The sequence below is a fragment of the Porcipelethomonas sp. genome, assembly GCF_051893655.1.
Lineage (GTDB): Bacteria > Bacillota > Clostridia > Oscillospirales > Ruminococcaceae > Porcipelethomonas.
Map to the genome: position 1 here is coordinate 1 of NZ_JBJFHN010000149.1, position 24,488 is coordinate 24,488.

The window sequence follows — 24,488 nt, forward strand, 5'->3', positions numbered from 1 at the left end:
TGATGCAGCCTTTATAGTAAGTGTTAAAAATAACACTGTTATAACAACTGTCAATAAAGATGAGATGACAGGCAATGTATTTACAAATATAGACGGAACTGTTGTTATTTAAGGCCGGACCTTTATGGAAGCTTTTGCATGTCTGACTGATTGAAGACATGCGGCATCAGTTCCTTCACAACTTAGGAGGACAAATAAAATGGTTAGATCGTTATATTCAGGCGTTGCAGGTATGACAACACATCAGAAAAAGATGGACGTAATTGGTAATAATATTTCAAATGTAAGCACCTATGGTTACAAATCTTCCAGAGCTACGTTCAGAGATGTTTACTATCAGACAAGTAATTCAGCGTCAGCACCTACACCTACAAGCGGCGGTGTAAATCCTACACAGATAGGTTATGGTGCAAAGCTTGGCAGTGTTGACGTAAATCACTCACAGTCTGTTATGTCTACAACAGGATATACTCTGGACGTTGCTATTGCCGGTGAAGGATATCTTCAGGTAATGGACGGAGACGGAAATATTTTTTATACCAGAGCCGGAATGCTGGATATAGATTCTGAAGGTAATGTTATTGACGTTAATGGTAACTTTGTACTTGGTGTATCCGGAAGCCCTACAGGCAGACCAGCATCATCTGATAAAATTAAAATAACACTTCCTTATGAAAATGCAGCTGCAGCAAGTGCCAGTGATACTATCAATGATGTTACATATACAATATCTGCTGCAAATGAAACAGACAGCGGAAATGTAAATATTGTTTTTGCCGCAAGCTCAAATCTTCCGATTGGTCAGAAAGCTGAGGCAAAGATCACAAGCTCCTCAATTGTTGTAACACTTAATTCAAATGAAACATTTTCAAGCCTTGCTCAGCTTAATCAGGAAATGAATAATGCTATTACTGCTGCAAACGGCGGTGTACAGCATCCGGGTGGAGCATATACTATTACAATGAGTGATCCTGCTGCATTTTCAGGTGTTTTAACTGGTGCGGAAATTGTTAATGCTGATTTTGGTGTTAATTCAGGTACTGTTACTCTTCCGAATGATATTGCACAGTATTTTTCAGTTAAATCTGTGGGTGATGAATTCAGCGGAAACGGCAATGCTACCATGAGCTTTACTCTTACTCAGGGAAATAACTTCACTATTACACTGGGACAGTATGCTGCAACTCTTAATGCTGAGCAGCTTAAGAATGCCGGAACAGTTGTACTGAAAAGAAGCGGAATTGATTCAAATGATTCAATTACAATATCTTATCCGAATCTTAACACTATAAATGCTTATAACATTCAGGATATGACTGGTGTTGCAACTCTGACACCAAGTGAACCATCATCAAATCTTGGTCTGGGACAGGGCAGTTTCATTCTTTCAGGCGGTACAGAAGGCGGCGAACAGACAGTTGCTGACCTTTCAGGCATTTCAATTAATGACAAGGGTATCATTTCAGGTACTCACCCGACATTTGGTCTTATGGAACTTGGACGAATCGATCTTGCAACATTCTCAAATCCGGCAGGTTTAAGTCAGGTTGGTGATACTTATTTTTCTGAATCACAGAACTCCGGTGAACCTCAGGTTGTAATTGCAGGTTCAGAAGGTTCAGGCGATATTCTCGGAGGAACACTTGAAACTTCGAATACTGATTTGTCAAATGAATTTGCTGATATGATCACTACTCAGAGAGGTTTCCAGGCATGTTCAAGACTTATTACAGTTTCTGATACGATGCTTGAAGAACTTATCAATCTTAAGAGATAATTATTTTTAATTGTATTGCGGGGCAGGAAGGATGCCTGCTCCGCATCAAAAATTAAAGGAGTTAAGCGAAGTTTTTTCGCAAATTAATAATTATGATAGTTTTGACAAAGCTGAATGACCAGAAGTTTGTGCTGAATCACCATATGGTTGAGACAATTCAGGAAAATCCTGACACAACAATAAAGCTTTCAAACGGGAATGTTTATATAGTCAAGGAACCGTTGGAAATTGTTTTGCAGATGATATATAAATATGAAAAGGGCATGCGTGTCTGAATTTATATAATTTTAAGAATACCATATCAGAAAGGGACGTATATTATGGATTTGTTATCATTATTGGGATTTATTTTGGGAATAGGGTTTATTATAGTTTCCATTTTGCTGGGCGAAGCACCGGATGGTTCGACTGTACTTATGCCGGAGCAATTACAGGGCTTTTTTGATTTGCCGTCTATTATGATCGTTCTTGGCGGTACTATTGCAGCATTAATGATATCATTTCCATTAAAAAGTTTTGCAAAAATACCCAAACATCTGAAAATCATTTTTGCACCAAAAAAGTATAATCCTCAAAGTTATATTGAACAGATTGTATTTTTTGCAAAAGAAGCAAGAATAAACGGTCTTCTTGCATTGGAGGATAAGCTTAATAATACTCAGGACAAATTCCTTAAAAGTTCATTGCTTCTGGTTGTAGACTCAGTTGAACCGGAAAAGGTAAAAGCTTTGCTGAATAAGGAACTGGAATATTTAGAAGAAAGACATGCTCAGGATATGGCATTTTACAACAAAGCTTCTGAATATGCACCGGCATTTGGTATGACAGGAACTCTTATAGGTCTTATTAATCTTCTGGCAAATATGTCAGATACAGAAGCTCTTGCAAAAAATATGTCTGTTTCATTGGTTACAACATTTTATGGTGTTATTCTCGCTAACCTGATTTTTAAACCGATTGCTAATAAGCTTAAGGTTCGTCATGAAGAAGAATATCTTTGTAAGATGATTATAAGTGAAGGTGTTCAGGCTATTCAGGACGGTGATAATCCGACCTTTATTCAGGAAAAACTTACACGTCTTCTTCCTTCTTATTCATTAAAGGGAGAACTTAAAAATACTGGTAAATGATAACTGGGAGTGAAAAAGTATGGCAAAGAAAAATAGGGATGAAGGCGGAGCAAACTGGATGGATACATACGGGGATATGGTTACCCTTTTGCTGACATTCTTTGTTATGCTTTACAGTATGTCATCCGTTTCAGAAGAAAAATGGGCTAAGCTTGTAAAAGCTTTCAGCAGATACGGTGATGAAGAAGTTGAACAGATTGTAATCGACCCGGATATTACAAGCAACGGGGAATATCCATTTGACAATACAGATTCCGGATTGAATCTGGGACCTTCAGATGATGAACTTTCAAATGTTGATATGGACAGCCTTTATATTGAGATTCAGCAGTTTGTTGAAGATCATCAGATGGAGGACAGTATCAGTGTCAGACAGGGAGATGAAGATGGTAAAAGTGCAGAGGCTGCAAGTGATGAAAGCAGCGTAGGCAGTGTGGAAAATCCATACAGTAATACCGGAAAAACCTCAAAAAATATTTATATACAGTTTAAAAATAATGTTCTGTTTATGCCTGATGAATCAGTTCTTAAGGAAGACAGTGGTGAGGTAATGGATTTTCTGGGTGAGTGCCTTCAGAAAGTAAATGATGATGTAGCTATGATTATTATAAAAGGTCATACAGCTGATGCACCAAGTTCTGTTGTGGATTCACGTATACTGTCATCAGAACGTGCCAGCACTATTTCAAATTTCCTTGAAAATAAATATAAGATTCCATCAACCAAGCTTTATCCTATAGGTCTGGCGGGAGATTATCCGATAGCAACCAATGAAAATGAAGAAGGACGAAATCAGAACCGAAGAGTTGAAATTGTTATTATCGGAAAGGACAGCGATCTTGCCAAAAGCGGTGAACTGCTGAAAATTCTGGGAGCTTCCTTTGATACAGGTGAGGCTGATATTGAAAAAATTGCAGGAGATTGATTTATTGGTATGGAAAAAAATAAAAATCAAATGAACAGCAGAAATATGCAGACTGCTTCTCCGGTGAAAATTTCAAACTATGATTTTAAAAAGCCTAAGAAATTTACCAGAGAACATCTGAGAGGACTTAATACTGTTAATGAACATATTATCAGAATTTTTGCATCCAATCTTTCCAGTTTGCTCAGGGTTTTCTGTGAGGTCAGTATGCTGAAAATGGAAGAATGCAGATATGCAGAGTATCTGAACAGTTTGCCTGATAAAACTCTTATTGGTCTGATAGATGTTAATGATGAAGAAACAAATGAAAATAAAAGTACGATGATTATGCATTTTCCGTCAACAGTAAATTTCTTTCTTATTGATGTACTGCTGGGCGGTTCAGGCAATGAATATGCACTTGACAGAGGATATACTGAGGTTGAAATTGCAATTCTGGAAAATTTTTATTCTAAAATTACCGGTTATCTTTCTGAGGCATGGAAAAGTCTGCTGCCTGTAAATTGTGTTCTGACCGGAAGTGAAACAAATCCGAAGCTTGCACAGTTCATATCCCTTGAGGATTCTGCAATTGTGCTGTCATTTCAAATAAAGGTGCGTGAAATTACAGACGTGTTTAGTTTTTGCCTTCCTTCAATCAGTCTGGATGAAATGCTTAGAACTTCTGTAAGCAGACATGCTAAGAATAATACCAAGCAGGACAATGAAAAAGATATTCAAAGAAAGGAACAGATAGAACATTCTCTGGAGGATTCAACTGTAGAGCTTACAGCTGTTTTGGATACTATACTTTTGGATATGCATGATATTATTAATTTGCAGGTCGCAGATGTTATTCCTCTAAATAAAAAAATTGACAGCGATATTCTTTTGGCTGTTGAAGGAGAACCTAAATTTACTGCCAGAATCGGTGACAGAAAAATCAAAAAAGCCGTTAAAATCTGCGGAATTGCTTCAAGATCCGATATTAATGACTATTATAATTATTAATTTGCCAAAGGAGTAAAAAATGGAAAACAATACAAATTTTAATAAACAGCAGTTTGACGGTTTCAGTGAACTTATTGAAATGGGATTGGGTTCTTCCTCTGAGATCCTTTCCAAGCTCTTAAATAATGAAACAGAATTTGAACTTGAAGAACTTAATCAGGAAGAAATTCAGAGCTTTGAATCATTCGGAGATATGCCTGGAGTTGTAGTGGGACTTAATATTTCCGGTGCAATAAACGGCAGATCTGTAATTGCTGTTCAGAATTCATATGTCAAAGAAACCCTGAACGTTCTTATGAATGTGGACGAAGATGAAGATGAAGATGAGGATGAAGATGAGCTTGATGAAATTTCATTGGGTACATTTAAGGAACTCGTAGGTCAGATGGCAGCTGCTTTTTCTGAAACTATGACAAGCTTTTTTGGCTCAGAAGTCAAAATCCAGGCTGAGGAAGTAAGGGAACTTTCTGAAGATGGTGAAGAAATTGCAGAATTTTTTGAATGTGAAACATCAGATAACGTGTATAGTCTTACAAGCAGTTTCCTTATTACTGATATTTTAAGCGGCAATTTTATTATATTATTTGATGATAATACTATTAATTATATTATAAATCGTATTATGAATCCTGATGCCGGAAACTTTTATGGTTCAGGAAATGCAATGGGGGCAGCTGCAGCAAACAGAAACGGTCAGCCTATTTCTGTTGTAAGAGACAGCTCACTCAGCGTTCAGTCTGCAAGTTTTCCGAACTTTTCTGGTTCCGGCGGAAGTATTGGCGGTATTCCTCTTTTACAGGGAAATATTGATCTGCTTATGGATGTTCCGCTTAATGTTACAATTGAAATAGGCAAAACCCGTAAAAAAATGAGAGATATAATGGAATTTGCTCAGGGAACAATTATTGATCTTGAAAAACAGGCTGGTGCTCCGGTTGATGTGGTTGTTAACGGACAGCTTGTTGCAAGAGGCGATGTAGTTGTAATTGACGATAATTTTGGCGTCAGAATTACAGAAATTATTGGTCTGGGCGGAAATAATTCAGCAGAAAAGAAATAATTGAGGAATTTCAAGTGGATGGTAAATCATTGATAAGTCAGATAGGAAGCGTATTGGGGGCTTTAATTGGCTTTGCAGTAATTTTATATCTTGCTTATATGGCTACAAAACTGTTGGGGAAACGGCTGAGTTTTAAATCTGGCAGCAATAAAAATATTAAAATACTTGAAAGTGTTTCGCTTGGGCAGAATAAAGCACTTATGATTGTGGAAGCAGCAGATAAAACTATGCTTATCGGTATTACCTCCGGTGAAATATCTCTGATAAGCGAACTTGATGGAGAAAAGTTAAAAACAGAATCTGAAAATGCACCGGAAACAATGGAATTTTCCAAGGCATTTAAAACGGTTCTTGAAAATAATTTCGGAAAGAAATTAAAAAAATCTAAGGAGCATAAAAATGATAATAAGAAAGGATAGCAATGCAGCTAAAAAAAAGCTGATCAAATATATAATATGTTTTGTATTATGTCTTATTGCTGTGATTGTGTCCTTTACTGTTATGGCTCAGACTGCTGATGCGGCATCGTCAATAACTCTGGACCTTGATTCAGGAGAGGCGGATCAGAATTCCAGTACCTTAGACATACTTTTTCTGCTTGCATTTCTGGCACTGATACCATCATTTTTAATGATGATGACAAGCTTTGTACGTATTGTCATAGCTTTGTCATTTTTAAGAAACGCTATTGGTACTCAATCGTCACCTCCAAATCAGGTAATTATTGGACTTGCATTATTCCTTTCAATATTTATTATGTTTCCGGTACTTAGCGAAATGAAAAAGGAAGCATACGATCCTTATCAGGCAGGAGAAATAACTATTGAAGAAGCGATAACTGAAGGTTCAAAACCCTTGAAAACGTTTATGCTCAAACAGGTTTATGAAAAAGATCTTGATTTATTTGTGAGTCTGGCAGATGACAGAGGAATAATTGACGCTTCAAAATATGACAGTCAGGAAAAGCTTGAGAATCTCAGCATTTTTGTTATTGTTCCGGCATTTATGACCAGTGAACTTAAACGAGCTTTTCTTATAGGATTTTTGCTATATATACCATTTTTGATTATAGATCTTGTAGTTTCCAGTACACTTATGTCAATGGGTATGGTAATGCTTCCGCCGACCACAATTTCATTGCCTTTTAAGCTTATGCTGTTTATTGTTGTGGACGGATGGAACTTGCTGTTTGAATCCCTGATTGTCAGCTTCAGATAGGGGTGTGAAATATGGATCAAGGACAAATGCTGGAGGTATTCAGGTCAGCATTATATATAGGATTTAAAATTGCTGCTCCGCTTTTAATTGTAAGTATTATTATTGGTCTGATAATTGCAATTTTTCAGGCTGCAACACAAATTCATGAACAGACATTAACTTTTGTTCCTAAGATACTTGTACTATCATTAATGCTGTTGGTTCTGGGGTCATGGATGATGACTACTTTTTCAGAATTTTTCAATCAGATATTTGAACTGATAGCAAAAATATGAGGTTGATATTTTGGAATCGTTAAATTTTGTTGCAGAAAATATTGATATTTATGTACTGGTTTTTGCCAGAATGGCAGGGATTCTGTTAATGAATCCAATTATATCAAAAAATACTATTCCATCTGCATTAAAAATGGGTATAATTTTGTGTACAACGGTTTTGATTACACCGATTGTACCGATCCCTGAAAATTATGAAGCAGGAACATTTGATTTTCTCCTGAATTTCGGAAAAGAAATTTTTATAGGCTTTCTGCTGGGGTATGTTTTTAATATTTTTTATTATATGCTCATGACAGCCGCAGATGTGCTGGATATAAATTTTGGTTTTGCAATGGCAAAGGTTTTTGATCCAGCTACAAATATACAGTCTGCATTTACAGCACACATGATGAATGCGTTGTTTATATTGTATTTCTTTGCCACAGACAGTCATCTGACTCTTATTAGTCTAGCTGTATCATCATTTGACTGTGTTCCGATTGGGTTTGAAGGATTTTCTGCTCTTTCGGCTGCAACATTTGCAATTGATATTTTTTCAAGTGCTTTTGCATTGGCAATGAAGCTTGCAATACCTTTTATTGCTGCGGAGTTTATCCTTGAGATTTCAATGGGTATTCTTATGAAGCTTATTCCACAGATACATGTGTTTGTAATTGAATATCAGCTTAAAATACTGATGGCAATAGTATTACTTATGATTATGGCTAATCCGATAGCTGTATTTATAGATAATTATATAACTGTTATTTTCGATAATATGCAAGGTGCATTGGAATCAATCTTAGGATAATTCGTTGATTTAAACGGTGTAAAAGGGGGGATGAGGCTTGCCGGACTCTTCAGAAGAAAAAACCGAGAAAGCCACTCCGAAAAAGCGAACTGATCAGCGAAAAGAAGGTAATATTTTTCAAAGTAAAGAAGTAATTATTGCCGTTTCACTTATAATTACTGTTTTTGCGTTCAAGCTTTTGTATTCTACTATAGAAGGTTCACTTAAAAGTGCTATGAAATCCTTTTTTGCTCTGGCTGGTACGCAGGAAAATCTGACATCATCTGATCTTACGCAGATATTTATACAGGGATGTATTGTATTTGCAAAGGCGGCACTGCCGCTTCTGCTGATAGCTGCTGCCGCTGCTATCATTGCAGGAATAGCACAAACCAAAATGCTGGTTTCATTTAAAGCAATCAAGCCTAAATTCAGCCGTATGAATCCTATAAACGGATTAAAAAATATGATTTCAATGAAGGGCTTGGTGGAACTACTAAAATCAATTATCAAAATTGTCATTTTGTTTTATATAATATATTCAACACTGAAAAATGAAGTTTCTGTTCTTCCGAAAATGATTGACATGTCAGTTGCTGAAAGTGTATCAACAATTGGCGGAATTTTATGGAAAATATCTTATAAAATTGTTATTGCTTATGCTTTTGTTGCAGGTTTTGACTATATGTACCAGAGATGGGAATATGAGAAAAATCTGAAAATGACAAAACAGGAAGTAAAGGAAGAATATAAAATGACTGAAGGTGATCCTAAAGTCAAAGGACAAATTAAACAGAAGCAGCAGGCTATGTCACGAAGACGTATGATGCAGGCTGTTCCGGAAGCGAATGTTGTAATCAGAAACCCTACCCATTATGCAGTTGCTTTAAAGTATGATCCGGAGAAAAACAAGGCTCCGGTAGTAATCGCAAAGGGTAAGGATCATATGGCTTTCAAAATAATTGAAATTGCCGAACAGCATAATATCGTAATTACAGAAAACAGACCTCTTGCCAGAGCATTATATGCGGAAGTTGACATTGATATGGAAATTCCGTCTGAATTTTATAACCCGGTGGCTGAAGTTCTGGCTTATGTATACAGCTTAAAAGAAAAGGATTTGAGATAAGCTTGAAAAAACTGTTAAATTTATTGAACAATTTTGTTGCGGCATTTGTTGTATTAATAGTATTCCTTTTAATCATACCTTTGCCGACAACTGTACTGGACTTTATGTTCATTTTGCAGCTGGGATTGTCTTTGGTTATCCTGCTTATGACAATGTATGTAAAAGAAGTTCTGGAATTTTCAGTATTCCCGACATTGTTGCTTGTTATGACTATGCTGCGACTGGGACTTAATATATCTTCAACCCGTTCAATTCTTACGAATCACGGATATGCAGGTGAAGTTGTAAAAACTTTCGGACAGTTTGTTATTCGTGGAAATGTCGTAGTAGGTCTTGTTATATTCCTTATTATCGTATTAGTTCAGTTCCTTGTTATTACAAAGGGTTCAGAGCGTGTTGCTGAAGTATCTGCAAGATTTACTCTGGACGCTATGCCTGGTAAACAGATGGCGATTGACGCTGATTTAAGCTCCGGACTGATAGATGAACAGACAGCCAGAAAGAGAAGAAGCGATATACAGCGTGAAGCAAGCTTTTACGGAGCAATGGACGGTGCTTCAAAATTCGTTAAAGGCGACGCTATTATGTCGATCGTTGTTACTTTTATTAATCTTATCGGCGGTATAGTAATAGGATTTATAAACGGCGAAGGAAGCTTTAGTGAAATTATTCAGACATACAGCGTAGCTACAGTCGGAGACGGTCTTATGTCACAGATTCCGGCATTGCTTATTTCAGTTTCAACAGGTATGATCGTTACTCGTTCTGCTTCTGAGTCTAATATGAATGATGACTTTACCAAGCAGTTTACAGCTCAACCCAAGGTTCTTTTCCTTGCCGGTGTTGCATTGCTGTTTCTTATATTTATCGGATTCCCTCCGGTACAGCTGATTATACTTTCAGTTTTGCTTATAGGACTGTCTATTCTGGTTTCCAGAAAGCAGAAGCAGTATGCGACAGCAGGTCCTGTTGAAGAAGAAATACCTACAGAACAGGTTACCAGTGAAGCTGAATATTACCGAAATATTGATAATCTTTATGATTTGCTTAATGTTGAACAGATAAAAATTGAATTTGGTTACAGTCTTATACCTTTGGTTGATGAAAGCAGCGGAGGAAATTTCCTTGACCGAGTAGTAATGTTCAGAAAACAATATGCTACTGAAATGGGTATTGTAATTCCTCCGGTTCAGCTTAAGGACAGCGGACAGATCAATCCTAATCAGTATTCTATCTGTGTTAAAGGCGAAGAGGTAGCACGAGGTGATATTCTTGTAGACCATTTTCTTGCACTTGCACCATCTGAGGAAGAGGATACTGTTGACGGTATAGATACAATTGAACCGGCATTCGGAATTAAGGCAAAGTGGATAAGTGAAGACAAAAAGGTCAAGGCAGAACTTCTGGGATATACTCTTATTGATCCGGTATCTGTTATTATCACACATTTGTCAGAGGTAATAAAAGCTCATGCATATGAACTTCTTAACAGATCGGAAGTTAACAATATGCTCGAAAATCTGAGAAAGAAAAATGAAGCTATTGTAAATGATACCATTCCGTCTGCAATTTCAGTCGGAGATCTTCAGAAGGTTCTGTGCAGACTGCTTCAGGAACAGGTTCCTGTAAGAGATCTGGAAACTATACTGGAAACTCTTGGAGATTACGGTCCGAAAATCAAGGATACGGATATGCTTACGGAATATGTACGTCAGTCCCTTAAAAGAACTATTTCACATAAGTTTGCTGATGCTGATCAGCTTAAAGTTATCAGTCTGGATGCTAAGGTTGAAAACCTTATTATGGGATCAGTCAAAAAAATGGACAGCGGCTCATATCTTGCTCTTGATCAGGATAGTATACAGAAAATTATTGTGGCTACTACAACTCAGATCGAAAAAATACGTGATCTTGTGCCTTCTCCTGTAATACTTACGTCGCCAATAGTAAGAATATACTTTAAAAAGCTTATTGATCAGTTCTGCCCGAATGTAAATGTTTTGTCATTCAATGAAATTGATTCACATATACAGATTCAGGCACTTGGAACAATAGAAATTTAAATTTTTTTAAAAAACATCTTGCCAGCAGAGCAATTTTGAAATATAATATAAGGGGGGCTTAAATTGAATTACCTGTCTGAGATTCCTAGGTTGACTGATGAGGAATTTTTAAAGCTCCTTTCAGAATATAAGGAAACAGGCGATATATCAGTGAGAAACAAGCTTGTTTTATCATATGGATATATCGCTCAGGTCTCTGCAATGCAGCTCAGGGGTGCAGCAAACACAAATGCCCAGATAGAGGATATGGTCAATCAGGGAATGATAACGCTGATCGACTGTATTGATAAGTTTGACCCTGAGAAGGGTATAAAGTTTGAGTCTTATGCTTATATGCGTGTAAGAGGCGGAATTATTGACATGATACGCCGGCAGGACTGGATTCCCAGACGTGTCAGAGTAAACTCGAAAAAAATAAATGAAACCTATAATCAGCTGTGCAATGAACTCAGAAGAGAACCTACATCTGAGGAAATTGCAGCGAAAATGGGTATTTCAGTAGAAAAATTTGAAAAATATAATTCTGAAATGTCCAATTCAGCAGTATACTCTTTTGAGGAGCTTATTCAGAATGTTTCACAGATGGGTAATGTACTGGAAAACAGTACCATGGATGATATAACTCCTGAAAAAAAAGTTTTGAAGGATGAAATGAGAAAGGTTTTAAAAGAGGCTATTGATGAGCTTTCCGAAAGGGAAAGACTGGTTATTTCCCTTTACTATTATGAAAATCTTAATCTTTCAGATATTGCCAAAATTCTTGATGTAAGCATTCAGAGAATATCTCAGATTAATTCAAGAGCAGTTACTAAGCTTAAAAATAAATTAAACGGTTATTTGGTTAATTAGAAAGGAATATTATATGTTAGCAGGATTTTATACAGCAGCTTCCGGTATACTGGTCCAGCAGAGGAATATTAATGAAATAGGCAGCAATATTACAAATTCCCAGACTGCCGGGTACAGAAGCAGAAGAGTTGTACAGTCTACATTTGAACATAATTTTCTTACAAGACTTGAAAATGGAAAATATACCTCAATAGGCGAGGGCGATCCAGCTACACTTGTAGATGTAGTTGAAACTAATTTTGATCCAAGCTCACTTGAGGAAACAGGACGTCCTTTTGATATGGCTATTGTGGGAGACGGATATTTTAATATCCAGGGGGAAAACAGACAGTTTCTTACAAGAAACGGAAACTTTAATATTGATGACGAAGGGTATCTTGTAATGGACGGCATTGGAAGAGTAATGGGTGAAAGCGGTGACTTGTATATAGGCGGGTCTGATTTTACCGTTACAAATCAGGGATATGTTTTTGACGAGAATAACCGTTATGTTGATAAGCTGCTTATAACTCAGCCGGCAGAAGGTTCGGAAACATATAAATATGAAAACGGAATGTTTATAACTGATAATGCTGAGATAGTTGAAGATGCAACAGTAAATCAGAATACCCTGGAACGTTCAAATGTGGATATGAATCAGGAATATACAAGACTGATTGAAGCACAGCGTAATCTTCAGGCGTGTGCAACTGCAATTTCAACAGTAGATCAGATGAATGCCAAGGCAGCAACGCTTTCAAGCATTGCATAATATAAAGGAGACTATTTATGAATACGGCTTTTTACACAGGAGCATCGGGACTGAGAGCGCATCAGAATGCAATTGATATAACTTCACATAATCTTGTAAACTGCAATACATATGGTTACAAGGCAACAAAGCCTGAATTCCGTGAGCTTTTATATTCAAAAATGGATATAAATAAAAACAGGGAACTTGAAGATGATGAACAGGTACTTTCAGGACATGGCGTTATGCTTTCAAATCAGGATCTGATGTTTACTCAGGGAGCGTTATATGAAAGCGGATATGCTCTTGACTATGCTATTGCAGGAGAAGGACTTTTCGCAATTGAACGCAACGGCAGTATCGAATACACCAGAAACGGTTCTTTTGATCTGAGTATTGAAGGGAATGACGCTTATCTGGTAACATGTGACGGTGCATATGTTCTGGATGAAAATTATAACCGCATTCAGGTACCTTATAATGCCGGAACAAATGTAATTAATACTGATGGACTGGATAAAAAACTGGGCGTATTTAATTTTTCCAATTTGTATGGGTTAAGAAGAACCAACTATGAAAGTTTTCAGCCTACTGATATTTCTGGTGAACCCCAGATTGCTGATGAAGGGGATTATAATATATATGAGCATTCGCTGGAGCGTTCAAATGTTGATGTGGCACAGGAATTTGCTGATGTAATAGTTTCTCAGAAAGCTTATCAGTTTTCAGCAAGGGTAGTTACAACAGCTGATGAGATTGAGCAGGTTGCAAATAGTTTAAGAAAGTAATAATTAATATGAACGGGGGGTAAATATGGCTGATATAATCAGGGCGGCTACGCCGATTACAAATAAAAATATTGTTCAACCTATGAGAGAACATAAAAATGCCGATTTATCCCCGTTCGATATTCAGGATCCTACCAGAGTTGCAAAGCCGATTCCGGATTCTGAAATTCTGAAGCAGAATTCCGGAAATGTTGAACAGCAGTCAGCTCCTGAAATTCTGCTTGATTTATTAAAAGATCCGTCTGTAACAGTTAATTTTATAAAAAATATTCTTATGCTTAAGGAGATAGTTGGCGTTATCTCCATGCAGAATAAGCCTGTTACGGAAGAAATTGAACAGCTTTTCAGTCAGCTGGCTGTTAAGCCCGAAGAACTGACAGGAGAACTTATCAGTCAGGAAAAGTCTTCTACAGCATTCAAGGGAGAGTTGTTTGATTTTTTGCGTAACATGATAAAGGAAAATCCTTCTCCGGAAATGAAAACGGCAGTAACAAATCTGCTTAAAGCTGTGAATACGGAAAATTGCAGACCGGAAATTTTAAAAGCGCTTTCAGGAACTATGAGCTATCTTTCTGAAACGCTTTTTCCAAATAAGGAACTGTCCGCAAAGCTTATGAACTTATCCCAGCGCTTTAAAGCACCGGAGGCTGAAAAGGAATTCCCTCAGCTGAAACATGAAACGGCTCAGGTAATTCAGGAAATTGAAAAAAGTATTATGTTTTCCGGCAAGCTTTCAAGCCTTTGCTCAATGGTTACATATAATCTTTCGAGATACAATACAAATACAGAATTTCTGGGAGATGCAGCAAGAGAAGTTATGGCATTTATTCCTGATGACAACAGACGCACTGAGTTCCTTCAGAAGCTCTATGACTGTCTTTCAAGCTTTGAACGTCCTACAGCCGATTCAAAGGTTTTGAATGTACTTGTAAAAATTCTTGAAAAACAGACGGATAACGAAAGTGTTATGCAGCTCAAAGGTGACAGCGTTGAAAGCGTTATACATTCACTTCTTTCTTCGCCCAGCAATTTTACACCTTTGCTTCATTTCATAATTCCTGTTGATGACGGAACAAATATGGCGTTCGGTGAAATGTGGATTAATCCGGATGAGGAAGATCCGAAAACAAAAAACAATAAAAATAATTCGGATCATGAACAGAATCAAAGAACTATACATATGCTTCTGGTATTTGATATTCCTGATGTGGGACGTTTTGAAACAGAGCTTTTTGTAAGGGACAAAAAAATTGATCTTTCTCTGATGTGTCCGGCATCTGTGGAAAGTCATATGGAGAATATAGGAAGTGACCTGAAAAAAAGCATAAGTTTTTCAGAATACAGTTTTAATGAAATAAAGGTCGGAAAGCTTGAGAAGACACGTTCCCTTGTTGAAGTTTTTCCTACATTGCCCCGGAAAAGGACTGGTATCAATGTTAGAATATAATAAAAAAAATAAAGCAGTTGCTTTAAAATATAATGCTGAAACCGACAAGGCTCCTGTAATTATAGCTTCTGGTTACGGGGAAGTCGCAAATAAAATTATAAATATAGCAGAACAAAATGGTATTCCGGTTTATCGTGATGACAGTGCTGCATCGCTTATGTGCATGCTGGATGTGGGCAGTAATATTCCGCCGGAATTATATGAGGTTATTGCTGCTATCTACTGTCAGCTTCTGAAAAGTACAGATGAACTGAAGAAAGGAAAAATTAATAAAAAATAATCGGAGGAATCGTGAAATGTCAGAATTGCCAATTGCAAAGGAATATGAAGGCTCGGTCTGTGAAATAAAAACAATGGAAAACTCTTTGATTGCAATCGGAAAAATTAAAGATGTTACTGAGAAATATGTCAGAATTATAAATAAAAAGAAAGAATTAAAAGTTGTAGATTATGGTAAATTAATTAAAGTAAATATTTTTAATACGCAGATAGGCTTTCGTGTGATAGTTGGTAATGTATATACATCTACAAGAGGGGAAATCAGTATTGTAAGTGTTGTAAGTCTTACAAACAAGGAAAGACGTAATTTTTTCAGAGTTGATATGGATCTTGATGCAAAGGCATACAGCAGTTTTTCGTCAAAGGCAGTTGATATAAAGGTTCTGGATATGAGTCTTAGCGGATTGAGATTCAGTGCTCCTAAGGAGTTTGGTATCGGTTCAATGATATCTGTGGAACTGGATCTGAACAAAAAGAAAAATCTTACTTTTCCATGTAAAATTGTAAGAGTGATAGGCGAAAATAAGGAAGACGAATTTCAGTATGGTTGTGAATTTGTAAGCGGCAAAAACGATAATTCAGACGCTTTGTGTTCATTTTTGTTTCAAAAGCAGAGAGAATTCTTAAACAGCCGAAAGAATGTCTGATTTATTGTATTTTTGCATTTACATTTTAACAAATAATATTTTGTAAAAAATTTAGTTTATATGCGGCAGCAGAATGGAGGTTATTATGGCTTTCGATTTTTTAAAAAATGCATTATTCAAAAAAAACAAGGGCTTTTCAGATGAAGAAATTGATGAATTTGTAGGTCACCTTAAGGAAAATAATCTGACCTTTAAGGAGGATGATCTGAAAGATTATGAGGTGTATGAGGAAAATGCGGACAATGAATTATCTGAAACCGATAAGGTAAGGCAGGAAATTGCTGACAGACTCATGATTTCAGTTAATTCTCCGGTTAAACTTTTATGGAATATTTTTTACAGTGAATCTGATAAAGATGATTTTTTCAGTCCGGTTGAATATATTATTGATCCGATAGTAGAAACTAACGAAAAATATAACAAAATTAAAGCTATATATTCGGATGATGCTGAATATGAAAGCTTTGATGATAATCAGAATGAGATAATTAAATTTATTGGTACAGTACAAAAAGAATCTTTGAAAATTACTAAAGAACTATTGCATAATTATATTGAAAAAAATCCTGAAGATTATATGACGGATATGGATACTACTGCTTTTGAAGAAATGCTGAAAAAATACAGTATGTTTAAAAGCTGTGATGAATTCCGGCTGGCAATAGAAAAGGGCAGAAATATTAAAGAAAATGTCGGTACAGATGCAAGGATTATACTTGGCATTTCAAAAGATAAGCTTCATGGATGGTTTTTTGCAGTACCACCTTTCAATGGCGGAAGCGATATAACTGAAAAACAGATTTATGATGCACTGGAAAAAGAAAAGGTAGTTTATAATATTAACCGTGAACTTATTGCAAAAATTGTCAGAAAAAAACAGTATTTTAAATTGTTTGAAGTTGCCCGTGGGGAAGAGGTCATTAATGGTAAAGACGGATATGTAGAAAATCATTATTCCACAGAAAATACAATTGATATCAGGGAAGATATTAATGGAAATATAAATTATAAAGAACTTAATAATGTAAAAAATATTCATAGTGGAGATGTGATTTGCGATATATATTATCCTGTTGAAGGAAAAGACGGAAAAAGAATAGACGGTAAAGTAATTACATGTAAAAAAGGTAAAAATCCAAGAATTCCGTCGGGTAAAAATACCAGTGTTACGGAAGATGGCACACATCTTGTGTCAAATATAGACGGTGAGCTTACATATCAGAATAATGTATTTTGTGTAAACAAGCTTCTGACTATAGAGCATGATGTTGATAATGCCAGCGGAAATATTAATTTTGCCGGTGACGTTCTCATTAAGGGGGATGTTCGTGAGGGATTTTCTGTTGAAGCAGAAGGAAGTGTGACTATACTTGGTACTGTGGAAGGTGCTAAAATCGTCTCAAAAGGCGATCTTGTCATAAAATATGGTATGACAGGCGGAAATAAAGGTGTAATTAAAACTGATGGCAATCTAAGCTGCGTATTTCTGGAAAACTGCAAGGTGTATGCAAAAGGAAATATAAAAGTCAGTCAGGTTATGTATTCAGAAGTTGCAAGTGATGAAACCATAACGGTTTCCGGAAATAAAGGTTCAGTTACAGGCGGAAAAATAATTGCAGGAAAAAATATTACTGCTAATGTAATAGGTGCTGCTAACAATCCATGCCTTAAAACAGAAATTGTACTGGGATGTACTCCACATATGCTGACAAAATATAACAGTATAAGCAAATCCTTAAAAGATACTGAAGAAAAAATAAAAATGCTGAATCAAAATATAAATTATATTGAAAGCAACATTGAAACCGCTTCTGAGGAGCGTAAGGTAATGCTTGATAAAATGAAGATTCAACTTAAATTTACTAATATTCAAAAAGAAAGTCTTTCAGGAAATCTTGAAAAGCTTGCTGCTGATATTGAAGAATGTACAAAATTCTGTTCACTAAAATGTAATGAAATGAATCCTATTGTGAATATCAATGTAGGAGACAGTACTTATGTTGTCAAAGAACCTTTAAGTGTTTGTAAAATATATCACAAGGATGGAAATGCTGTCCTAAATAGTGCAAGTTTGGTTGAAAATATAGTGTTTTAGTGTAAAATACACAAAAAAATCAAAATTATTTATGCATTTTTTGGTGTTTAGCAATCCGTTAAATGAACGATATATATAATGTAAGCAAAATGAATCAGATTTCTTCCTTGAAGGAAGGGCCCTCCAGATGGGAAGAAGTTTGATTGGCTTTTTCTCATAAAAATAATTATTGGGACAGGGAAGTTCCTAAAAAATAATTTATAACACGGAGGTATTGTTATGGGAATGGTAGTTAGAACTAATATTAATGCTATTAATGCAAACAGAAACTTAGGTAAAAACAACAAGACAAATTCTAAGTCACTTGAAAAACTGGCTTCTGGTTACAGAATCAACCGTGCAGGTGATGACGCTTCAGGTCTTGCAATTTCTGAAAAGATGAAGGCTCAGATCAAGGCTTTAGGTACTGCTTCAGATAACTGTGAAGATGGTATTTCACTGGTTCAGACAGCTGAAGGTTACATGACAGAAATTCATGACATGCTCAACAGAATGGTTGAACTTGCTGAAAAATCTGCTAACGGTATCAATGAAGACAGCGGTAAAACAGGCGCTTCTGCTTATGGTACAGATGCTTCAGGCGGTTTGAATGCTGGTACAGACAGAGCAGCTCTTCAGGCTGAAATGGATCAGCTTTGTGCAGAAATCGACAGAATTGCTCTTACAGCTAACTTCAACGGTAACAAGCTGTTTAATGGTAATCTGGACGCTTCTTCAGGTGCTTCAGTTGCTAATGATGATGGTAATGGATTTAATGCATCAGCTACTGCTAAGGCTCTTGCTCTTCAGATTGGTGAAACATCCAACAGAGGCGATAAGCTGACAGTTTCTATCAAGAGAATGACAACTGATAACCTGTTCAAGTCTCTGTCTACACAGGTAGCTTATAATAAGGCTGATGGTTCAGGCATGGTTACAAGCTCACTTACTGTTACAAATGGTACAACTGGTGCTAATACAATCAATGTTGGTGTTGCTGATGTTTCACAGGGTGTTGCAAGTTCATGGTCTCAGGGTATTACAATCAATATCAGTGATCAGGCAATTGCTTCCAAGTCTGCTGAATTGATCCGTGATGCTATTGATGATGTATCTCTCCAGAGAGCTCAGCTCGGTGCTACACAGAACAGACTTGATTACACAATCAACAATCTGGATACAGCTAAGGAAAATATTGAAAACGCTAACAGCCGTATTCGTGATACAGATATGGCTGAAGAGATGATGAAGTATACTCAGAGCAATGTTCTTACACAGGCTGCTCAGGCTATGCTCGCTCAGGCAAATACACAGCCTCAGAACGTACTTCAGCTGTTACAGTAATTTTTGTAAATTGTATTTACGCTTTTACTTAATATCGGTGATAAACCGTCCTTGTTTCAAGGACGGTTTATTACTAGCTATGTAATTTACAGATATTAAAGCTTTGACCTGAAAGGTTTTAATATCTGTAAAAAAGGAGAAAAATATGAAATCTAATATAAAAGATAAAGTTATAAATGTTGACAGAAATAAAATAATACTATCTGTTGGAATGATTGTAAAAAATGAAGAGAAACATCTTGATAAATGTCTTTCAGCATTAAAAAAACTTCTTGATAATGTTCCAAGCGAGCTTATTATTGTTGATACGGGATCCACAGATAAAACTAAAGAAATTGCTTTAAAATATACAGATAAAGTATATGATTTTGAATGGATCAATGACTTTTCGGCTGCTAGAAATTATGGTTTGAATAAAGCAGTTGGCGAATGGTTTATGTTCATCGACGCTGATGAATATCTTGATGAAGACTGTGACGAAATGATAAAGTTTTTCAATATGCCTGAAGTCAGAGCAAAGTATAATTCAGCAAGCTTTTATATAAGAAATTATGGCGGCAGTTCTAAAAAAGCAGTAGACCAGTTTTTAGCACCAAGAATAGTGCGCAGGTTTGAGGGAGTACATTTTTATGATCCAATTCATGAATATCTTCCTCAGCCATTGCCTCATGGATTTTTTACTACTGTTTTTCATCATTATGGTTACGCTTATGAATCTCAAAGAGCAAAAAAGGATAAGGCTAAACGAAATCTAAAACCTTTATTTGAAGAATATGAAAAAAATCCTACAGAAACAAGAATTTTGTCTCATCTTTGCGATGCGGTTGATGGAGATGAGAGTTATAAATTTGAAGAAAAAGAAAGATACTTTCTTGAATATCTGGATGCTGCAAGAAAGGATTTGACAGATCCTTACTCTTTCGGGGCATTTATCAAATCTATGGCATTTTATATAAGAAATGACAAATTTAAAAAAGCGGTTGAACTGTCAGATGAATATTGTCAGATTGAACATGGATCGCGTTCAATTACTGCGTTGACAGTATATTACCTTAGAACTATGGCATTTATAAATCTTGATGATAACGAGAATGCTTTGGACTCCATTGAGAAATATTTTGAATATTATGATAAATATAAAAATGGAAAGTTGGAAATGGTTGAACTGCGTTTTTGTACTCATCGTGGTTTAACTGAACTCGATTATGATGAACAGCTTATGAATGCTGCAAGATGTTCAAATAATCTGGAAAGATTTGACGACTCGTTGAATTATCTTGAAAAAATAGATATAGAGGAAATGAATTATGCTCAGCTTAGAATTTATCTTAATATTGTTCGTGACATGATTCGTAAAACCAAAAATTATTTAAAACTTGCTGAGATTTATAAGAAAATAACTGATATGGGTGATCAGGATAAAGATTCTATGATTCTTTATCTTATGGAACAATATTATATGGAGCATCCGGCTGAACGTGAAAAATTTGTGGACGGACTTTTAAATGCGAGAGTTGATGGTCCTTATATTGAACTGATAAAGCTTGTTAAAAGGGATAGTGATGGTAAGGATATAAACAACGATCTTGCAAGATTTATTGATTCAATAAACTGCTGGGATGATGGATATTCGGAAGCAATTTATCTTGCTATGAAGCATGATGTTGATTTGTCAGGTGTTATAAATAAACTAAGTCATAATGTATTGAAAGAAACATTGCAGATTATATCTCAGGCACATATAGATTATGCTGAAGTTGCACTGAAATATTGTCAGCTTGAAAAATTTTCTGACAGTATAAAGAAAATGCTTTGGATGGTTTCTGCTCTTGAAGCAGCAGTCTTGAATTCTCAGGAACTTTTATTAGATGATAAGAGAGAGCTATATGATAGGTTTGTAGCTGTTTTGTCTGATTATATTTTAAATATTTATAATCCTGATTTGCTTAATCCTGAAGATGTTGAGGTTCTACCGGAACTGCATCGTTTTGGATATTATATGAATCTTGCTCAGGCATCACTTTACTGCGGAAATGAAATCAGTTATATCAGATGCCTTAAAGAAGCTCTGAGACTTTGCAAACCTATGAAGGATCTGGTTTCATTCTATCTCTCAGAATTTGAAAATTCCCTTAATGGAAATGATTAATCATGAAAAGAAAAATTTGTATAATGATATCACTTGCTGTTTTTGCAGCCGGAATTTTTATGATGCTTACAAGAGGTAATCCGCTTGATAAATCTATAGGGACTGTTATTATAACTAATGGCAAGGAACGGCTTGAAGTTCCGGGGTATACTGTAAGCTATAATACTGACAGTAAAATCAAAGAGGTTGAACACCCGGAAATGAGTGATGTTTTGTCAGATTTGCCTGATATTGATTACAATAGCGATGGGGAAGGCGGTATTTCAGTTTCTTACAGTGATAAGTTTACAGATGTTTCATATTCGGTATATGATGAAAATATGAAACCTGTAGCTGAAAATCAGTCTTCACTGAAACTTTCCGGAAGCGAAAGTACTAAGTATTATGTTGAGATATTGGTTAATTGGGGAAGCAAAAAAGAAAACGTTGCGGTAAAATATTATTTTATAATAAATATTGTTTAGAAAATAAGGCTGCTGTACCAGAAATGGTACAGCAGCCTTAATGCTTTTTTTATTTTGTTTATTCGCCCAGTACAGGAATAACTGATACAATCTTTATTCCATTTGCTGAGAGCTTATCTGCAATGTTCTGGGCATCCTTAATGGATATAACATCGGTTAAAAATGCAAGCTGATTATTTTCATCATAAATAAATTCTGCATTGCCGGCGATGCAGGTGACTTCATTCTTGCTGCCGCTTTCAGTTCTGAAATACATTTGTGCCTGTAAATTTTTGTAGTCTTCCACAAAACTATTATCTGAAGATGAAGCCCACATCTGTGAAAATACTGTTCTGTCATGCTTTACTGATTCAATTACGTCCGCTAAAACAGCACTGGCTGTAGGAAGTTTTCCTGCACCTCTGCCATAAAACATAGTTTTATCTATTCCGTCACCGTAAACCATAACCGCATTAAATACATCGTCAACTCTGGACATCAGGTTAGAAAATGGAACTATCATAGGCATAACTGTCGGCAGTATGTTGCCGTTATCAAGCTTTGAAACTTTTGCAATAAGCTTTATTGAACCGCCCCAGTTATTAACGATCTGAACATCTTCAAGCTTTATGTCTGTAATTCCCTTTGTGTAAACATTTTCCGGATAAACATGTTTTCCGTAAACAAGAGATGAAATAATGCATATTTTACGGCATGCATCATGACCTTCAACGTCAGCTTCAGGGTTCCTTTCAGCATATCCCAGTTCCTGAGCAAGTTTAAGTGCATCATCAAACTTCATTCCGTCATTAATCATTTTAGTGAGGATAAAATTAGTTGTGCCATTTAATATACCTGCTACTTCACTTATTGAATTTGCTGCCAGACACTTATGAAGAGGACGGATAATAGGAATTGCTCCGCCAACGCTTGCCTCAAAGAAATAATTGCAGTTATTTTCCTTTGCAAGTTCAAGGAGAATATCACCCTTAGCTGCAACAAGCTCCTTATTTGAGGTCGAAACGCTGATTCCCTTTGAAAGACACTGTTTTGTAAAAGTGAACGCAGGTTCAACTCCGCCCATACATTCAGCAACAGCTGTGATTTCATTATCATTTAAAATATCGTCTATGCTTTTAACCAGCTTGTCCTCATAAGGGTCTCCCGGAAAGTCCCTTATATCCAGAATGTACTTGACATCCATTTTATGTCCGGCTTTTTCTTCAATTTTTTCTCTGTTTTTATAAAACAATTCAACAACGCCGGAACCTACTACACCATAACCCAATACTGCAAATTTAGACATAACTTCCTCCATACTTATATAATATCATTCACCTGAAAGGATCTGAATTTCTACAACGCCTTTCAACTCAGCGATAATTGATTTCATTGCCTGTGCTTCATCGAAGCCGTTGTTAAGTCTCAGTGAAATTGTAACTGTTGCAACACCGTCAACAGGGATGCTCTGATTCACGGTAAGAATATTTGCGTGCATGTTATGCAACGATACAAGCACGCTGGACAACACTCCCGGTTCATCCTTAAGCAGCACATGAAGCGTTATAATTTTCTGCATAAGCTTTTCTTCATATGAATAAACACTGTTACGGTATTTGTAATATGCACTTCTGGATACTCCCACACGCTTGCATGCAGAAGCAGAGCTTTTTTCCTCTTTGTTTGCCAGAAGCTTTTTTACCTCCAGTACTTTAATTATTACTTCAGGTAAAACTTCTGAATCAACAACAATTAAATGAGATTTATTTTCCATATTTATTCCTCAGAATATAAAAAATCCGATACCGTCCACCTGTGAAACACAAATGTACTCATAAAGTATACTATACCACAATTCTGCAATTATGTCAAGCATCTGACAAAAAATACTGACATTTTTATCTGTCTGCATTTTTTTAACTAAACTTACTTGTGAAATGTTTTGTAATGATCTGATTTATGTTATTGTATTATTGAAATCTTGTTATTTTTTCTGATAAATTAGAGCGTAACCATTTAATAAGTTTTATCAGATTTTACAAATTTTTATTTTAAAATTTGTGAATTATTTTACTGATATTTTACCTGCTTTCTATTGACATATGTTTTCAAAAGTTTTATAATATATTTGTAAGTTAAGCTTTATAAATACTATTAATAAGAAAGGATTGTTTAACATGAAAATCAAAAAAATATTAACTTCAATTATGTCTGCGGCAATAGTTATAACTTCAATAGGAAGTATTGCAATAAATGCCGAAGAAGCCACAGATACAGAAGAAAAAGTTTACAAACTTTCTGAACTTTTTGACATGTCAAAGGAAGAGTTTTTTGCCCTTGGCAGTCAGGATACAGAATCTTTAACGCCTGAAGATTATTACAATAATATTAAGTTTGGT

At 35.9% G+C, this 24,488-nt stretch carries 26 protein-coding genes; 24 read left to right on the forward strand and 2 right to left on the reverse strand.

The window, feature by feature from the left end; all coding sequences use genetic code 11:
- Positions 1-40 precede the first annotated feature (40 nt).
- The 23 genes from ACI4WO_RS09315 to ACI4WO_RS09425 all read left to right on the forward strand — a co-directional run bounded on the left by ACI4WO_RS09315 (position 41) and on the right by ACI4WO_RS09425 (position 22,110).
- Positions 41-112 (forward strand): hypothetical protein, encoded by a 72-nt coding sequence (locus tag ACI4WO_RS09315; RefSeq protein ID WP_439807312.1) that lies wholly within the window; start codon positions 41-43, stop codon positions 110-112.
- Positions 113-199: 87 nt separating this feature from the next.
- Positions 200-1,777, forward strand: a complete 1,578-nt coding sequence (locus tag ACI4WO_RS09320; RefSeq protein ID WP_439807287.1) for a flagellar hook-basal body complex protein — start codon at positions 200-202, stop codon at positions 1,775-1,777.
- Positions 1,778-1,869: 92 nt separating this feature from the next.
- Entirely contained in the window at positions 1,870-2,052 is a 183-nt protein-coding gene (locus tag ACI4WO_RS09325) for a flagellar FlbD family protein (RefSeq protein WP_439807288.1), read from the forward strand.
- Between the two features lie 45 nt (positions 2,053-2,097).
- The gene (locus tag ACI4WO_RS09330; RefSeq protein ID WP_439807289.1) at positions 2,098-2,907 is read left to right on the forward strand and encodes a motility protein A; all 810 of its coding nucleotides are present in this window, start codon (positions 2,098-2,100) and stop codon (positions 2,905-2,907) included.
- Between the two features lie 19 nt (positions 2,908-2,926).
- Positions 2,927-3,832, forward strand: a complete 906-nt coding sequence (locus tag ACI4WO_RS09335) for a flagellar motor protein MotB (protein WP_439807290.1) — start codon at positions 2,927-2,929, stop codon at positions 3,830-3,832.
- Between the two features lie 9 nt (positions 3,833-3,841).
- A complete protein-coding gene (locus ACI4WO_RS09340; RefSeq protein ID WP_439807291.1) occupies positions 3,842-4,822 on the forward strand; it encodes a flagellar motor switch protein FliM in 981 nt (326 codons plus the stop codon).
- A gap of 19 nt (positions 4,823-4,841) precedes the next feature.
- Entirely contained in the window at positions 4,842-5,882 is a 1,041-nt protein-coding gene (gene fliN / locus ACI4WO_RS09345; RefSeq protein ID WP_439807292.1) for a flagellar motor switch protein FliN, read from the forward strand.
- Positions 5,883-5,896: 14 nt separating this feature from the next.
- Positions 5,897-6,301 carry a flagellar biosynthetic protein FliO gene (gene fliO / locus ACI4WO_RS09350; RefSeq protein ID WP_439807293.1) on the forward strand — a complete coding sequence of 135 codons (405 nt, stop codon included), beginning with the start codon at positions 5,897-5,899 and terminating at the stop codon, positions 6,299-6,301.
- Positions 6,282-7,100: a flagellar type III secretion system pore protein FliP gene (gene fliP, locus ACI4WO_RS09355; RefSeq protein ID WP_439807294.1), complete on the forward strand. Its 819-nt coding sequence runs from the start codon at positions 6,282-6,284 to the stop codon at positions 7,098-7,100. Before fliO ends, fliP begins: the two co-directional genes overlap by 20 nt.
- Before the next feature lie 11 nt (positions 7,101-7,111).
- Positions 7,112-7,375, forward strand: coding sequence for a flagellar biosynthesis protein FliQ (gene fliQ / locus ACI4WO_RS09360; protein ID WP_439807295.1), 264 nt, complete (start codon positions 7,112-7,114; stop codon positions 7,373-7,375).
- Positions 7,376-7,385: 10 nt separating this feature from the next.
- Entirely contained in the window at positions 7,386-8,168 is a 783-nt protein-coding gene (locus ACI4WO_RS09365; protein ID WP_439807296.1) for a flagellar biosynthetic protein FliR, read from the forward strand.
- A 37-nt stretch (positions 8,169-8,205) separates the two neighbouring features.
- Positions 8,206-9,276: a flagellar biosynthesis protein FlhB gene (flhB, locus tag ACI4WO_RS09370; protein WP_439807297.1), complete on the forward strand. Its 1,071-nt coding sequence runs from the start codon at positions 8,206-8,208 to the stop codon at positions 9,274-9,276.
- A 2-nt stretch (positions 9,277-9,278) separates the two neighbouring features.
- The gene (gene flhA / locus ACI4WO_RS09375) at positions 9,279-11,339 is read left to right on the forward strand and encodes a flagellar biosynthesis protein FlhA (RefSeq protein ID WP_439807298.1); all 2,061 of its coding nucleotides are present in this window, start codon (positions 9,279-9,281) and stop codon (positions 11,337-11,339) included.
- A gap of 63 nt (positions 11,340-11,402) precedes the next feature.
- Positions 11,403-12,188 carry a sigma-70 family RNA polymerase sigma factor gene (locus ACI4WO_RS09380; protein WP_439807299.1) on the forward strand — a complete coding sequence of 262 codons (786 nt, stop codon included), beginning with the start codon at positions 11,403-11,405 and terminating at the stop codon, positions 12,186-12,188.
- A gap of 13 nt (positions 12,189-12,201) precedes the next feature.
- The gene (locus tag ACI4WO_RS09385) at positions 12,202-12,939 is read left to right on the forward strand and encodes a flagellar hook-basal body protein (protein ID WP_439807300.1); all 738 of its coding nucleotides are present in this window, start codon (positions 12,202-12,204) and stop codon (positions 12,937-12,939) included.
- A gap of 17 nt (positions 12,940-12,956) precedes the next feature.
- Entirely contained in the window at positions 12,957-13,706 is a 750-nt protein-coding gene (locus tag ACI4WO_RS09390; RefSeq protein ID WP_439807301.1) for a flagellar hook-basal body protein, read from the forward strand.
- Positions 13,707-13,731: 25 nt separating this feature from the next.
- Positions 13,732-15,153: a hypothetical protein gene (locus ACI4WO_RS09395; RefSeq protein ID WP_439807302.1), complete on the forward strand. Its 1,422-nt coding sequence runs from the start codon at positions 13,732-13,734 to the stop codon at positions 15,151-15,153.
- A complete protein-coding gene (locus ACI4WO_RS09400; protein WP_439807303.1) occupies positions 15,140-15,433 on the forward strand; it encodes an EscU/YscU/HrcU family type III secretion system export apparatus switch protein in 294 nt (97 codons plus the stop codon). The genes ACI4WO_RS09395 and ACI4WO_RS09400 overlap by 14 nt, the downstream gene beginning before the upstream one ends.
- Before the next feature lie 16 nt (positions 15,434-15,449).
- Positions 15,450-16,079: a flagellar brake protein gene (locus tag ACI4WO_RS09405; RefSeq protein ID WP_439807304.1), complete on the forward strand. Its 630-nt coding sequence runs from the start codon at positions 15,450-15,452 to the stop codon at positions 16,077-16,079.
- 85 nt (positions 16,080-16,164) lie between these two features.
- Complete coding sequence (locus tag ACI4WO_RS09410) at positions 16,165-18,174, forward strand: DUF342 domain-containing protein (RefSeq protein ID WP_439807305.1); 2,010 nt, start codon at positions 16,165-16,167, stop codon at positions 18,172-18,174.
- Between the two features lie 219 nt (positions 18,175-18,393).
- On the forward strand, positions 18,394-19,497 hold the full coding sequence (locus tag ACI4WO_RS09415; protein ID WP_439807306.1) for a flagellin N-terminal helical domain-containing protein: 1,104 nt from the start codon (positions 18,394-18,396) through the stop codon (positions 19,495-19,497).
- Between the two features lie 145 nt (positions 19,498-19,642).
- Positions 19,643-21,646 carry a glycosyltransferase family 2 protein gene (locus ACI4WO_RS09420; RefSeq protein ID WP_439807307.1) on the forward strand — a complete coding sequence of 668 codons (2,004 nt, stop codon included), beginning with the start codon at positions 19,643-19,645 and terminating at the stop codon, positions 21,644-21,646.
- 2 nt (positions 21,647-21,648) lie between these two features.
- Positions 21,649-22,110 (forward strand): hypothetical protein, encoded by a 462-nt coding sequence (locus ACI4WO_RS09425; RefSeq protein WP_439807308.1) that lies wholly within the window; start codon positions 21,649-21,651, stop codon positions 22,108-22,110.
- Between the two features lie 58 nt (positions 22,111-22,168).
- On the opposite strand, the gene ACI4WO_RS09430 is transcribed toward ACI4WO_RS09425, so the two are convergent.
- Both ACI4WO_RS09430 and ACI4WO_RS09435 read right to left on the reverse strand, forming a co-directional pair.
- Entirely contained in the window at positions 22,169-23,395 is a 1,227-nt protein-coding gene (locus ACI4WO_RS09430; protein ID WP_439807309.1) for a homoserine dehydrogenase, read from the reverse strand.
- A gap of 24 nt (positions 23,396-23,419) precedes the next feature.
- Entirely contained in the window at positions 23,420-23,863 is a 444-nt protein-coding gene (locus tag ACI4WO_RS09435; RefSeq protein WP_439807310.1) for an ACT domain-containing protein, read from the reverse strand.
- 403 nt (positions 23,864-24,266) lie between these two features.
- Here ACI4WO_RS09435 and ACI4WO_RS09440 point away from each other — a divergent pair.
- Positions 24,267-24,488 (forward strand): hypothetical protein (locus ACI4WO_RS09440; protein ID WP_439807311.1); only part of this gene is annotated, 222 nt, incomplete at its 3' end.